Annotated in this window: 15 protein-coding genes; 5 read left to right on the forward strand and 10 right to left on the reverse strand. The window is 64.6% G+C overall.

Annotated elements, in window-relative coordinates:
* Positions 1 to 56 precede the first annotated feature (56 nt).
* The 3 genes from GGD62_RS05825 to GGD62_RS05835 all read right to left on the reverse strand — a co-directional run bounded on the left by GGD62_RS05825 (position 57) and on the right by GGD62_RS05835 (position 2,989).
* Entirely contained in the window at positions 57 to 293 is a 237-nt protein-coding gene (locus tag GGD62_RS05825; RefSeq protein ID WP_094892050.1) for a hypothetical protein, read from the reverse strand.
* Positions 294 to 1,413: 1,120 nt separating this feature from the next.
* Positions 1,414 to 2,187, reverse strand: a complete 774-nt coding sequence (locus tag GGD62_RS05830; protein ID WP_183707463.1) for a gamma-glutamyl-gamma-aminobutyrate hydrolase family protein — start codon at positions 2,185 to 2,187, stop codon at positions 1,414 to 1,416.
* Positions 2,188 to 2,278: 91 nt separating this feature from the next.
* Positions 2,279 to 2,989, reverse strand: a complete 711-nt coding sequence (locus GGD62_RS05835) for a hypothetical protein (protein ID WP_183707465.1) — start codon at positions 2,987 to 2,989, stop codon at positions 2,279 to 2,281.
* Between the two features lie 141 nt (positions 2,990 to 3,130).
* Here GGD62_RS05835 and GGD62_RS05840 point away from each other — a divergent pair, with 141 nt between their 5' ends.
* Positions 3,131 to 4,267 carry an AI-2E family transporter gene (locus GGD62_RS05840; protein ID WP_210317724.1) on the forward strand — a complete coding sequence of 379 codons (1,137 nt, stop codon included), beginning with the start codon at positions 3,131 to 3,133 and terminating at the stop codon, positions 4,265 to 4,267.
* A gap of 61 nt (positions 4,268 to 4,328) precedes the next feature.
* On the opposite strand, the gene GGD62_RS05845 is transcribed toward GGD62_RS05840, so the two are convergent.
* The 6 genes from GGD62_RS05845 to GGD62_RS05870 form a co-directional block, all read right to left on the reverse strand.
* Complete coding sequence (locus GGD62_RS05845; protein WP_183707469.1) at positions 4,329 to 4,625, reverse strand: antibiotic biosynthesis monooxygenase; 297 nt, start codon at positions 4,623 to 4,625, stop codon at positions 4,329 to 4,331.
* 103 nt (positions 4,626 to 4,728) lie between these two features.
* Positions 4,729 to 4,968, reverse strand: a complete 240-nt coding sequence (locus GGD62_RS05850; RefSeq protein WP_183707471.1) for a hypothetical protein — start codon at positions 4,966 to 4,968, stop codon at positions 4,729 to 4,731.
* A 59-nt stretch (positions 4,969 to 5,027) separates the two neighbouring features.
* Complete coding sequence (locus GGD62_RS05855; protein ID WP_018320096.1) at positions 5,028 to 6,248, reverse strand: diguanylate cyclase; 1,221 nt, start codon at positions 6,246 to 6,248, stop codon at positions 5,028 to 5,030.
* Positions 6,249 to 6,477: 229 nt separating this feature from the next.
* Positions 6,478 to 6,957 carry a 30S ribosomal protein S9 gene (rpsI, locus tag GGD62_RS05860; protein WP_018320095.1) on the reverse strand — a complete coding sequence of 160 codons (480 nt, stop codon included), beginning with the start codon at positions 6,955 to 6,957 and terminating at the stop codon, positions 6,478 to 6,480.
* Position 6,958: 1 nt separating this feature from the next.
* Positions 6,959 to 7,423 (reverse strand): 50S ribosomal protein L13, encoded by a 465-nt coding sequence (gene rplM, locus GGD62_RS05865; RefSeq protein WP_011087726.1) that lies wholly within the window; start codon positions 7,421 to 7,423, stop codon positions 6,959 to 6,961.
* A 158-nt stretch (positions 7,424 to 7,581) separates the two neighbouring features.
* Complete coding sequence (locus GGD62_RS05870) at positions 7,582 to 8,010, reverse strand: PaaI family thioesterase (RefSeq protein ID WP_018320094.1); 429 nt, start codon at positions 8,008 to 8,010, stop codon at positions 7,582 to 7,584.
* Positions 8,011 to 8,095: 85 nt separating this feature from the next.
* Between GGD62_RS05870 and GGD62_RS05875 the strand changes: the two genes are divergently transcribed.
* The 4 genes from GGD62_RS05875 to GGD62_RS05890 all read left to right on the forward strand — a co-directional run bounded on the left by GGD62_RS05875 (position 8,096) and on the right by GGD62_RS05890 (position 11,577).
* Positions 8,096 to 8,920 carry an enoyl-CoA hydratase gene (locus tag GGD62_RS05875; RefSeq protein WP_179738848.1) on the forward strand — a complete coding sequence of 275 codons (825 nt, stop codon included), beginning with the start codon at positions 8,096 to 8,098 and terminating at the stop codon, positions 8,918 to 8,920.
* Between the two features lie 123 nt (positions 8,921 to 9,043).
* Entirely contained in the window at positions 9,044 to 9,628 is a 585-nt protein-coding gene (locus tag GGD62_RS05880) for a CoA-binding protein (RefSeq protein ID WP_038973477.1), read from the forward strand.
* 149 nt (positions 9,629 to 9,777) lie between these two features.
* Positions 9,778 to 11,058, forward strand: a complete 1,281-nt coding sequence (locus tag GGD62_RS05885; RefSeq protein WP_018320091.1) for an O-acetylhomoserine aminocarboxypropyltransferase — start codon at positions 9,778 to 9,780, stop codon at positions 11,056 to 11,058.
* Positions 11,059 to 11,232: 174 nt separating this feature from the next.
* On the forward strand, positions 11,233 to 11,577 hold the full coding sequence (locus GGD62_RS05890) for a hypothetical protein (RefSeq protein ID WP_183707473.1): 345 nt from the start codon (positions 11,233 to 11,235) through the stop codon (positions 11,575 to 11,577).
* On the opposite strand, the gene GGD62_RS05895 is transcribed toward GGD62_RS05890, so the two are convergent.
* Positions 11,578 to 12,660 (reverse strand): COX15/CtaA family protein, encoded by a 1,083-nt coding sequence (locus GGD62_RS05895; RefSeq protein ID WP_183707475.1) that lies wholly within the window; start codon positions 12,658 to 12,660, stop codon positions 11,578 to 11,580.
* Positions 12,661 to 12,735: the final 75 nt, after the last annotated feature.

The following is a 12,735-nucleotide window of genomic DNA, read 5'->3' on the forward strand; positions in this document are numbered from 1 at the left end:
CTGTGCCTAATTTGGCCGATGCACGGGGCAGCCGGCAATCCGGCTCTCGGACCCGCCTAACCCTCGACGTCGTACTGCTTGCAGAGATGATCGCCGATCTGGACAAGCATGGCGACGCATTCGGGGTAGCCGGGCCGATCCGAGGTGGCCCGATCTGCGCTGGCCCGAAACTCCCAGGAACGACCATCGCGGAGGATCGAAATCGTCATTCCATCGGGACAGTCGGCATGAACCTTCAATTCGGCCTTGGCCATGGCGATCAGCTCGCTTTCGGTCTTCACAGGTCTGCTCATGAAAGTCATCCTCCGTCGCGGGACAGAACTTAAGGTGTATCTGCCGAACCCACCAAGCAAGTCTTTCCGATAAAGCGGCTTCCGGCATTGGGATAGCGCAATGCGTCCCTGCCATGGCCAATCCCGCGACGCGTCGGGCAAAACACCCGGTCAAGCCCTCCGCGTAAAAATATTCTACTTCCCCGAATTTCGGATTTGTGGCATACCCTCCCTCATCCCGGCCCTGCCAAAGGGGCGCTTCGCGATCGTCACGAGATGCGGGCCGGGTGGCGGTGGACGCGGTAGCGCCGGCGCGGCTCGGCATGATGACAGGGCGGGCAACCCGTGAGTCCTCAGGCGACGCGATACGACACGGCGCGGTCACAGCGGTTTCGTCGATGCCTGGGGGCGAGCACACGCAAGCTTCCGGATATTCCGGCGGGATCGTCCGCGGACGGAGAAGTCGTGTGGTCCTGGCGCCCGGGGTCTGTGCGTCAAGGCTTGCGGTGATGCGGCGGTCCTACCGGGCACGTGCATCGATCATTCCCGCAAGGCGACGGGGGCAATAGTGCATCGCTCCCCGGGGAGAGCACGAAGGACACCGTTAAAACCAGCCGCGCAGGGAAGGCCGGGCGACCGGCATCACCTGTGGTCCACCCCGTGTGCATCTTCGTCGCGCACGGACTTGCGGGTGCCGCCGGCGCCCGGCCTTCCCTGCGCCCTTTGGTCTTCATGGGGCGCGAACGACAGCAAGCCTCGGGCGAAACGCGCCGCGAGACTGCGAAGGCGTGTCTGCACACTCACTCACCGTCATCGCCCGGCCAGTGCGCAATTGCGCACTAGGACCGGGCGATCCAGTATTCCAGAGACCGTTGTGATAGAACCGATAAGCCGCGGCGCATGGATTCCCCGCTCCAGTGTGCAATTGCGCACAAGGCGGGGAATGACAGCGTCCCTTGGAGAAGCAAGCTGTCACCTCGTACTCCGTCATGCGAGGAGCTCTTGCGACGAAGCAATCCAGAATCGCACCGTGGAAAGACTCTGGATTGCTTCCAGCCTTCGCCAAGGCTTCGGCGGACAAGTCGCTGCACTCGCAATGACGAGCTTAACGCAGCTGTGCGCCAGATTTCGCTCTCGTGCCCTACGCCGCCGCGCGCTGCCGCGCGACCAGCGCTTCGCCGAAGGCTTCGAACAGCTTGCGGTTGATCGGATTGTGCTGGGGATCGTATTCGGCGTGCCATTGCACGCCGAGCGCAAAGGTCGGGGCTTCCGCGATCCGGATCGCCTCGATGGTGCCGTCCTCGGCGACACCCTCGACCAGCACGCGCTTGCCGGGCTCGAGGATGCCCTGGCCATGCAGCGAATTGACCCTGATCTTCTCGCAGCCGAGCAGTTTTGCGAACGCCCCGCCCGGCGTCAGCTCGACGTCGTGACGGTCGGCAAACACCACGGTCGGATCGGGGTGGATCTCGCCGTTCTCGAGCCGGGGCATGCGATGGTTCATGCGGCCGGGAATTTCGCGGATCTCCGGATGCAGCGAGCCGCCGAAGGCAACGTTCATCTCCTGCAGGCCGCGGCAGATGCCGAACAGCGGTACACCGCGGGCGACGCAGGCGACCGAAAGCGCCAGCGCCACCTCGTCGCGATGGATATCGTACGGCTCGTGGCGCTCACACGGGTCGACATTGAAGCGGGTCGGATGGACATTGGCGCGGGCGCCGGTGAGCACGATCCCGTCGACCACGTCGAGCAGCGCGCCGATATCGGTGATATCGGGCGCACCTGCGAACATCATCGGCAGGCCACCGGAAACCTCGGCCACGGCGCGCAAATTTCGCTCGCCGACCATCTGGACCTGAAATCGATTTTCGACGCGATGGGCATTCCCGATCACGCCGACGACCGGCTTTCTCATCTGTCGTTCCGCGCCTCTCCGATAAGAAGATTCTCCAAACATGCCCTTGGGCTGGAACAAATTCAACAGAAGGGATCGCGGGACGGCAATGCTATTTTCGCGCAAATGCCTCCCGGGCCTCGCCCCCGGCGGGCAGCCCGGCGGCCTGCAGTGCAGTTGCCGCCGGATCGCCCGGCGCGGCCAGCCATGGCAGTTTCGCGTCGATGCCGCGCGTCACGGGCTCTCCGAGCGCCCCACCGAAATCAACCGGCCAGAACCCGTTGGGCACGACTTCGACCGTGAGGCCACGGATCGCATAACCCTCGCCCAGAACCGCCTCCGCGTGGTCGGCGGCGACAAGGCGCGCCGTCTTGGGATCCTTGGGATCGCCAAAGCTGACGAGCACCGGCACGAGGTCTCCCTGCACCGGGACAACGCCGGTCTGCCGGTGGATATCGTTGAACGAGACGCGGTTGCCGCGCGCGGCGCCATAGGCACGGAGCGCGACATAATTGATGTCGTCGAAGTCCAGCTTCGCGTCCTGCCGGTGCGCCAGCAATGCCACCAGATTCTTGCCTTTGGCGCCGGCCTGGCCGAGGTCGACGAACACGGCCTCCCCGCGCGTGGTGGTGCGGCCGCCGCGGTTATAGTTGCGGTCGGGCACGACGGCCAGAACGCCGGATCCGGTCTTGATGCCGTCAGGTGTCGTGACCTCGACCGTGAGACGAAATTTGTGGCCGGGCCGGTTGATCCGGATCTGGTCGCCGACCACGATCACGGCCAGAAGCCCGAGCAGACCGGCCCATTTGCTGATGAAGCTCAAACCGCCCCCATTTTTCTTTCCTCATCGCTCTGCACCGTTGGCAAGCCGACGTCAAACCAGCGCGTTGACGCGGTCTTGATCCGAAGCGCGTTTGTCGAGAGAGTGCAGCGCGCATTGCGCTGAAAAGGACCCGATGTGACCATGTCGTCCAAAGATGAACGCTCCCGGACCCGCGGCGACCTCGCTTGGGCGATCTCGGTCGGGGGCATCGGTGTCGTGCTGTTCACCGCGCTGCTCGCCTTCACCTGGTATTTTGCTGCCACCCTGCTGCTGATCTTCACCGGCATGCTGCTTGGCCTCGGCCTCAACGCGCTGACGGGCGCGCTCGGCCGCCGCGTGCCCCTGCCGCATCCGGTGCGGCTCGCGATCGTCTGCACCGCGCTCGCTTTGATGCTCGCCGGCATCGCCTATCTCGGCGGCGCCACCATCGCCGAACAGGCTTCGCTGCTGAGCAAGACCATCAAGTCGCAGATCGGGAACGTGAAGTCGTTCCTGGACAACCACGGCATCGACACCAGCTTCTTCGATTTCGGCAACGGCGCGACCGACGCCTCGGCCACTGCGCCCTCGGAGACGGCGCCCGCACCAGCAGCGCCCTCGCGCGGTCCCCTGCCCGGCGCCGGCGCGCTGGCCTCCAGCGGTGGCGCGATCGTGAGCCAGACCTTCAAGCTGCTGCTCGGCACCATCCACGGTGTCGGCAACATCTTCATCGTGCTGTTCCTGGGCTTCGCCTTCGCCGCCCAGCCCGCAATCTATCACGATGGTCTGCTGTTCCTGGCGCCGGCGAGGCACCGCACCCGCGTCGCCCTCATCATCGACCGCACAGCCGAGACGCTGGAGCGCTGGCTGATCGCGCAGATCATCGTCATGCTCGCAGTCGGCGTGGTGACCTGGATCGGGCTTGCCGTCATCGGCATCCCCAGCTCGTTCATCCTGGGAATTCAGGCCGGCCTGCTCGCCTTCATCCCGACCATCGGGGCCATCATCGCCGGCGTCGTCGTGGTGCTGGCGAGCCTCGCCTCGGGCTGGATCCCGGCGCTATCGGCCTTTCTGCTCTTCATGGGCGTGCACGCCATGGAGAGTTACGTGCTGACGCCGATCCTGCAGCGGCAGGCGCTGGACATCCCGCCGGCCACCCTGTTCGCGTTCCAGATCCTGCTCGGCGTCGTGTTCGGCATCTGGGGCCTGGCGCTGGCACTGCCGCTAGTGGCCATCGCCAAGGTCATGATCGACCATTTCAAGACCTATGAGGCGGCGCCTCTGGCAGAAGCGGCCTAGAGCATGATCCGGAAAAGTGTGCAGCGGTTTTCCGATAAGATCATGCTCCAGAAATAAGCCCTCAGGTCGTGAGCACAGTCTCGGTGTGCTCGACCTCGGGCGGCGAGGCAAAGTACAGGCCAACGAGGCCGCGCCATTCGGTGAAATTCTCAGAGCCGCGGAAATCGACGGTGTGGTTTTCCAGCGTCGCCCATTTCACCATCAGCCGGTAGCGCTCCGGCTTTTCGATCGATTTGTGCAGCTCGAAGCCGTGAAAGCCCTTGGAGCGGCCGAAGGCGGCCTTGGCTTTGGCGACGGCGGCCTCAAAATCCTTCTCGCTGCCCGGCTTGACGTCGATTTGCGCGATCTCGGTGATCATCGGTTTCCACCCGTTTTTTGTTCGATAGGCGTGTCTAGCGCAGCCGGCGAAAAAGAAAAAGGCGCCGAAACGGCGCCCTGGTCGGCCCAAAAATGCAGGTCTCTCAGACCAGCAGCAGAATGGTGCCCGCCACGATCAGGGCGCAGCCGATGAACAGCGCGAGCGGCCAGTAGCTGCGGCGGCCGTGCGTGTAGCGCCCCTGCGCGCGGCGCTCGGTGATCAGCGCGCTCTCGTATTCATCCGCAGTGGAGAACAGACAGGCGAAACCGCTGCGTGCCGAGGCTGCAGCGGCTTCGAGCGACATCAGGGCAGCTTGCGGGTTCTGTCGACGGATCGATTCCATGACCGCAATGGTAGGGATCGAATGGTAAACAGAGGATTACCGCGATGCTGCCTTGCGTCTCAGGCGGTGGCCGGCCGCGGCTGCGGCGCACTGATCCGCGCAGCGCTCTGGCGGCGCCAGTTCTCCAGCGACAGCGGCAGCTCCTCCGCCGCCTCGACGCGGTTACGGCCGCCGCGCTTGGCCTGGTAGAGCGCGGTGTCGGCGGATGCCAGCAACACCTCGAGCTCGGTGCCGGCAGGTCCGCCGGCGACGCCGATGCTGACGGTGGTGTCGACCGGGCCTTCGTCGACCACGACGCCGGAGGTCTCGAACGCCTCGCGCACGCGCTCGGCGACCAGCACGCCCTCCTCCAGCGAACACGGCAGCAGCGCTGCGAATTCCTCGCCGCCGATGCGGCCCGACATGTCGGTGATGCGCAAATTGCTGACGACGACGGTCGAGAACAGTTTCAGCATCTCGTCGCCGGCGGGGTGGCCGAAGCGGTCGTTGATCGACTTGAAGTGATCGATGTCGAAGATCATCACGGTCACGGGACGTCCGGCCTTGGCCTCGCGCTCGATCACGCGGCCGCAGGCTTCCGAGAAGCCGCGGCGGTTGAGCATGCCGGTCAAGGGGTCGGTCGACGCAGCGGTGCGGTGCGCGGTCACGGTGCGCTCGGACACCAGCATGAAGATCACGAACACGGTGCCGACGGCATAGAGGATCAGTTCGACCGCGAACACCTTGACCCAGATGCTCTGGGAGAAGCCGGCATCGTGCGGACGCAGGAAGCTGCCGATCAGGACCGGCAGCATCAACACGCAGCCATGCATCACCGGCATCACGAAGGCGGGCCAGCGCCGCTGCAGGCTCTTGCGCCGTTCGGTCCAGAGCTCGCTGGCGGTCAGTGCCGCATAAACCGAGACGATGCCGGCGCCGACGATCATCCGCAACATGGATGCCTCGGGGGCGAGGAGCGTGACGGCGGCGACCCAGGCGAGCGCACCGAGCACGAGGCCCGGCCAGTTCGGCTTGCGGCCGTGGAAGACGCGCGCCGCATTCCACACCATGCCGCAGGCGACGAAGCCGACCGCGTTCAGCGCAAGGTAAAGATGCGGGCCCAGCCTGTCGCCGGCTGCGGTCCACAGCGCGACGGAGGCGGCACCGAGCAGATACGCGGTGCCCCACCATTTCAGTGCAGGGCTGTTCTCCTGCCTGCCGAAAAACACCATCATGGCGCCGAGCAGTGCGGCAACCATGGTGGCGACCAAATAGAGCGTGATGCTATCGAGCGACATCATGTCGGCCCCCTCTAGAACATAGCAGTTACGCGACCGGCCCCAGCCGTTTGCGCGCCCTTCCGAATGCGACGCTAGGTCGCGCGGGTTCCATTCAGGTTTTCGCGGGAGGCCAAGTTTTCGGGAAACACGCCATCAATTTGCATACAAACGAACAACAAAAAGGGCGCTGAAATCAGCGCCCTTTTGCATCTCATTGAAGCCGCTTTCGCGGCGAATGTGACCGAAGCGATTAACGCTTCGAGAACTGGAAGGACCGGCGGGCCTTGGCCTTGCCGTACTTCTTGCGCTCGACCACGCGGGAGTCGCGGGTCAGGAAGCCGCCCTTCTTGAGCACGGAGCGCAGCTCCGGCTCGAAATAGGTCAGCGCCTTCGAGATGCCGTGACGGACCGCGCCGGCCTGGCCCGACAGGCCGCCGCCGGCAACCGTGCAGATCACGTCGTACTGGCCGGAACGCTGGGCCACCGAGAACGGCTGCTCGATCATCATGCGCAGCACGGGACGGGCGAAATAGACCTCGACCTCGCGCGAGTTGACGGTGACCTTGCCGGCGCCCGGCTTGATCCAGACGCGGGCGACCGCGTCCTTGCGCTTGCCGGTGGCATAGGCGCGGTTGAACTTGTCGACCTTCTTCTCGTGCTTGGGCGCATCGGGCGCCGCCGCCGTCTTGAGCTGCGAGAGCTGGTCGAGCGACTGGATGGATTCGGCCATGTTATGCGGCCCTCGTGTTCTTGCGGTTCAACTTGGCGATGTCGATCTTCTCGGGCTGCTGCGCCTCGTGCGGATGATCGGCGCCGCCGTAGACACGGAGGTTGCCCATCTGCACGCGACCGAGCGGGCCACGCGGGATCATGCGCTCGACGGCCTTCTCGAGCACGCGCTCGGGATGCTTGCCCTCGAGGATCTGGCGCGCGGTGCGCTCCTTGACGTGGCCGACATAGCCGGTGTGCTTGTAATAGGTCTTCTGCTCGCGCTTGCGCCCCGTGAGGACCGCATGCTGCGCATTGATGATGATGACGTTGTCGCCGCAATCAACGTGCGGGGTGTAGGTCGGGAGGTGCTTGCCGCGCAGGCGCATGGCGACGATGGTGGCGAGGCGGCCGACGACCAGACCCTTGGCGTCGATCAGCACCCACTTCTTCGTCACCTCAGCCGGCTTTGCCGAAAAGGTTTTCATGTCAGAGTTTCCGTGGACGGGGAGCATCGGCGCGAACACCGCGCCGGACTGCGCGGTTTTCTAGAGAAGAGACGCGCAACGGTCAATGCCCATGGATCGAAATTAGCATCGCAATATCAATGGCTTGAAAATATGGTGCTATATTACCTGCAAAAAGCTCAAACATTTGGAATGGAATAGGTCGAGGTGACATGGGCGATCGGATCGGGCGAGCTGCCGGACAGCAGTTTCACCTCCCCGACCGCCAGCCGCTTGCCGAGCTTGAGCAGCCGCGCCTCCGCCAGCACGTCCTGACCGGGCTGGCCCTTGCGCAGGAAGTTGATGTTGAGATTGGTGGTCACGGCGAGCCCGACCGGCCCGATCGCGGACAGCAGCACCACGTACATCGCGAAATCGGCCAGCGCCATTAGCGTCGGGCCGGACACGGTTCCGCCCGGCCGCAGCATCCTTTCGCTGTAGCGCTGGCGCAAAAGGCAGGTCTGGCCATCCGCGCTTTCGATCGTGATGTCGTCGCCGCTGAAGGCCTGGGGAAACTCGTGACGGAGGAACTGCTCGACCTCTGCCACGCTCATTTTCGCTGACGCCATGCTGTTCCCCACCCTCGCTTCGCTTGCCCTGTTACATTAAGTTATCTGCGTCATTCAAATGCAATAATCCAACGGAAACGCTTCGATGTCCGCCCAGGCTGCCCGCGCCCCCTCCCCGCAACCGCCGATCCTGCTGCGCGAGACCGTAGGCCCGATCGCCGTGCTGACGCTGAACCGCCCCGCCGCGCGCAACAGCCTGTCGGCGGCGATGATCGCCAGCCTGCATGCGGAGCTCAACGAGATCCGCGATGACAAGGCCGTCCGCGGCGTCGTGATCGCGGCCAACGGTCCGGCCTTCTCCGCCGGCCACGACATGAAGGAGCTGACCGCGCGCCGCACTGACGCCGATCGCGGCCGCGCCTTCTTTGCCGAGATGATGACCGCCTGCAGCGCGATGATGCAGGCGGTCGTGCACCTGCCAAAGCCTGTGGTCGCTGCCGTCCAGGGCATCGCGACCGCGGCTGGCTGCCAGCTCGTGGCAAGCTGCGATCTCGCCATCGCCTCGGAGGCAGCACACTTCGCCACGCCCGGCGTCGACATCGGCCTGTTCTGCTCGACGCCGATGGTGGCGCTGTCGCGCAACGTGCCGCGCAAGCAGGCGATGGAGATGTTGCTGACGGGCGAGCCGATCCCGGCGACCCGCGCCCGCGAGATCGGGCTCATCAACCGCGTGGTGCCCGCCGGCACTGAACGCGACGCCGCGATCGAGCTCGCGCAACAGGTCGCGCTGAAATCCGCCTACACCGTCAAGCTCGGCAAGGAAGCATTCTACCGCCAGGCCGAGATGAGCCTTGCGGATGCCTATCGCTATGCCGCAGAGGTGATGACCGAGAACATGATGGCGCGCGACGCCGAGGAAGGCATCGGCGCCTTCATCGAGAAGCGCGCGCCGACATGGCGGGACGAATAGTCAACTCCTCATCCTGAGGAGCCGCGGAACGCGGCGTATCGAAGGATAGAGGCCCGACTGTGGCTTGATGGTTCGAGACGCGCGTGCCGCGCTCCTCACCATGAGGGTCAGAGAAAGAAAAAGATGAACCACGACGCCTATTCCGACAATTACATCCGCGCCATCCTCAACAGCGTGAAGTCGATCGCGATGGTCGGCGCCTCGCCGGTCAACGTGCGACCGAGCTATTTCGCGTTCAAATATCTGGCGCAGCGCGGCTACGACATGATCCCGGTCAATCCCGGCCATGTCGGCAAGGAGCTGCTCGGCAAACCCTTTATCGCCTCGCTCTCCGACATCGGCCGTCCCATCGACATGATCGACATCTTCCGCAATTCCAGCCACATCATGCCTGTCGTCGAAGAGGCGCTCACGCTCGACCCGCTGCCGAAGGTGATCTGGATGCAGCTCGGCGCGCGCGATGACGTAGCGGCGGCGAAGGCGGAATCGGTCGGTATCAAGGTGGTGATGAATCGCTGCCCCAAGATCGAATATGGCCGCCTGTCATCCGAGATCTCCTGGATGGGCGTGAATTCGCGCACGCTCAGCTCCAAGCGCGCGCCGGCACCGACGCAAGGCATGCGGCTATCCCTCAATCGGATGAGTGTCGGCGGCGGCGACACTGCGGCCTCCGATCGCGCGGCCAAAAACAAGACCGAGCAAAGCTGACGCAATTGCGAGGGATTCATTTTGCCAACGCGACAATGCGTAGCAAGATCATTCCCAAATGGTCTTGACGTGAAGCGGCGCCTTGACGGCGGGCGCGGCGCCCATCAGCATGCCGCGCGATTTCAGACCAAGAGAACAGGACGCCCTCAATGAGCGATCGCCTTCCGGGATTTTCAACCCTCGCCGTGCATGCCGGTGCACAGCCCGACCCCACCACCGGTGCGCGCGCGACGCCGATTTATCAAACCACCTCGTTCGTGTTCAACGATGCCGACCACGCCGCCTCGCTGTTCGGTCTGCAGGCGTTCGGCAACATTTATACCCGTATCGGCAATCCCACCAACGCCGTGCTGGAAGAGCGCGTCGCCGCGCTCGAAGGCGGCACGGCCGCGCTTGCGGTGGCTTCGGGCCATGCCGCGCAGGTCGTGGTGTTGCAGCAATTGATGCAGCCCGGCGACGAGTTCATCGCCGCGCGAAAACTCTATGGCGGCTCGATCAACCAGTTCACGCACGCCTTCAAGAGCTTCGGCTGGAACGTGGTGTGGGCCGATCCCGACGACGTCGTGAGCTTCGAGCGCGCGGTGACGCCGCGCACCAAAGCGATCTTCATCGAGTCCATTGCCAATCCCGCCGGCAGCATCACCGACATCGAGGCAATCTCGACGGTGGCCCGGAAGGCGGGCGTGCCGCTGATCGTCGACAACACGCTGGCCTCGCCCTACCTGATCCGCCCGATCGACCACGGCGCCGACATCGTCGTGCACTCGCTGACGAAGTTTCTGGGCGGTCACGGCAATTCGCTCGGCGGCATCATCGTCGATGCCGGCACCTTCGACTGGTCGACCGGCGGCAAATATCCGATGCTGTCGGAGCCGCGACCGGAATATCACGGCATCCGGCTGCAGGAGACCTTTGGCAATTTCGCCTTCGCGATCGCCTGCCGCGTGCTGGGCTTGCGCGACCTCGGCCCCGCGCTGTCGCCATTCAACGCCTTCATGATCCTGACCGGCATCGAGACGCTGCCGCTGCGCATGCAGAAGCAATGCGACAATGCCAAGGCGATCGCCGAATTCCTCGCCGGCCATCCGGCGGTGACGTCGGTCAGCTATGCCGGCCTTGCGAGCGACAAGTACAACCAGCTCGCGCGCAAATACGCGCCGCGGGGCGCAGGCGCCGTGTTCACCTTCAGCCTGAAGGGCGGCTATGACGCCGGCGTCAGCCTGGTGTCGAAACTGCAGCTGTTCTCGCACCTGGCCAATGTCGGCGACACCCGCTCGCTGGTGATCCATCCGGCCTCGACCACGCACAGCCAGCTCGACGACGCCGCCAAGGTGAAGTCCGGCGCCGGCCCCGACGTGGTGCGGCTCTCGATCGGCATCGAGGACAAGGAAGATTTGATCGCCGATCTGGAACAGGCGCTGGGGGCGTAGTCACCGCCGTCATTCCGGGGCGCGCGGCAGCGCGAGCCCGGATTCTCGACGCCCGGTTCGGTGCTTTGCACCGCCCCCGAATGACGGTCGCTTTGGCGACCGTCAGTTAACGATCATTAACCATATCTGCCCCATACATCGTCTTTGGATCGCCCTTTTGATTCGGAGCCGACGATGCTGCGCTGGATGGTGCCTGCCCTTGCGGCGATGCTGACGGTTTCAGCCACCGTTGCCGCCGACTTGCCGGTCACGCCGAAGCGGCGGGCCGCAGTTCCACCGCAGGAGCCGCCGCAGGTCTATGTCGATACCGATCCGGATGCGCTGATCTCGCCGGCCTATGGCGTCGGCAGCTACATCCGCAATCTGCCGGGCACACCGCTGCTGCCGGGCTCGCACACCCTGCCGGGCTATTATGGCCGCCCCTGGAGCTACGACTATCAGGGTGCGTATTACGGTGGGAAGCAGGTCGATTATTTCTGGCGCCTGCCCTATTCGTGCGGCATCTACGGCTATTGCTGATCAGCCGGGCTGGCCAACTGGAACCGCGCGCGGTTGCGCCTCCGCAGGTCGCCGCGAAGCGAGCCGCTCCACCTGCATCACCGCAAGCGTCAGCACGACGATTGCGACCGCCTGGTGAGACAGCGCGAGATCAATCGGCACCTGGTTGAGCAGCGTGAGAATGCCGAGCACCGCCTGCAGGCTCACCGCCGCGAGCAGCCAGAGCGCGCCGCTTGCCGCCGCACCTGCGCGCGAGCGCACCGCGTCGACCGCGTGGAGCGCGGCCAGCGCGAACAGCGCATAGGCGGTCATGCGGTGCTCGAACTGCACCGTCAGCACATTGTCGAACATGTTGCGCCACCACGGCGTCTCGAACCACAGCCGCTCGGCCGAGGGAATGAACGCGCCGTCGATCTGCGGCCAGGTGTTGTAGGCGCGCCCCGCGCGCAGGCCCGCAACCAGTGCGCCGAAATAGATCTGCACGAACGTCACGACGAGCAGCAGCGCGCTCGTGAAGCGCAGCCGCGCCGGTGCTGCGATCTGCGGCCGCTCCTTGAGCCGCCGCACCGTCCAGACGATGCCGGCGAAGATCAGCAGCGCGAGCACAAGATGCGTCGCCAACCGATATTGCGACACCTCGACCCGTCCCGTCAGGCCCGAGGCCACCATCCACCAGCCGACCGCGCCCTGGAGACCGCCAAGCGCGAACAGCAGCCATAGCCTGCGCTTCAATTCACCGGACAGGCCACCGCGCCACAGGAAGAACAGGAACGGCAAGAGATAGGCGACGCCGATGAAACGACCGAGCAGCCGGTGGCTCCACTCCCACCAGAAGATCTGCTTGAACTCGGACAGGCTCATCCCCGCATTGAGCTCGCGATATTGCGGGATCTTCTTGTAGGCCTCGAACGCCTCGGTCCACTGCGCCTCCGACAGTGGCGGCACGCTGCCCGTGACCGGCTTCCATTCGACGATCGAGAGGCCGGATTCCGTCAGCCGTGTCGCGCCGCCGACCAGCACCATCAGCGCGATCAGTGCGGCGACCGAGATCAGCCACCAGCGCACGGCGCGATGCGGGTTGGTTGGGACAAAATTCGTCGTCATTTCAGAGGTTAAAACCAGGGCTTGAACCGGACTGCGTGCCCCTTATAGTCCCCCGCTCCCGCAGCGCAAGTTACG

It is taken from the genome of Bradyrhizobium sp. ERR14 (assembly GCF_014198235.1).
In the GTDB taxonomy this organism is placed as follows: Bacteria; Pseudomonadota; Alphaproteobacteria; order Rhizobiales; family Xanthobacteraceae; genus Bradyrhizobium.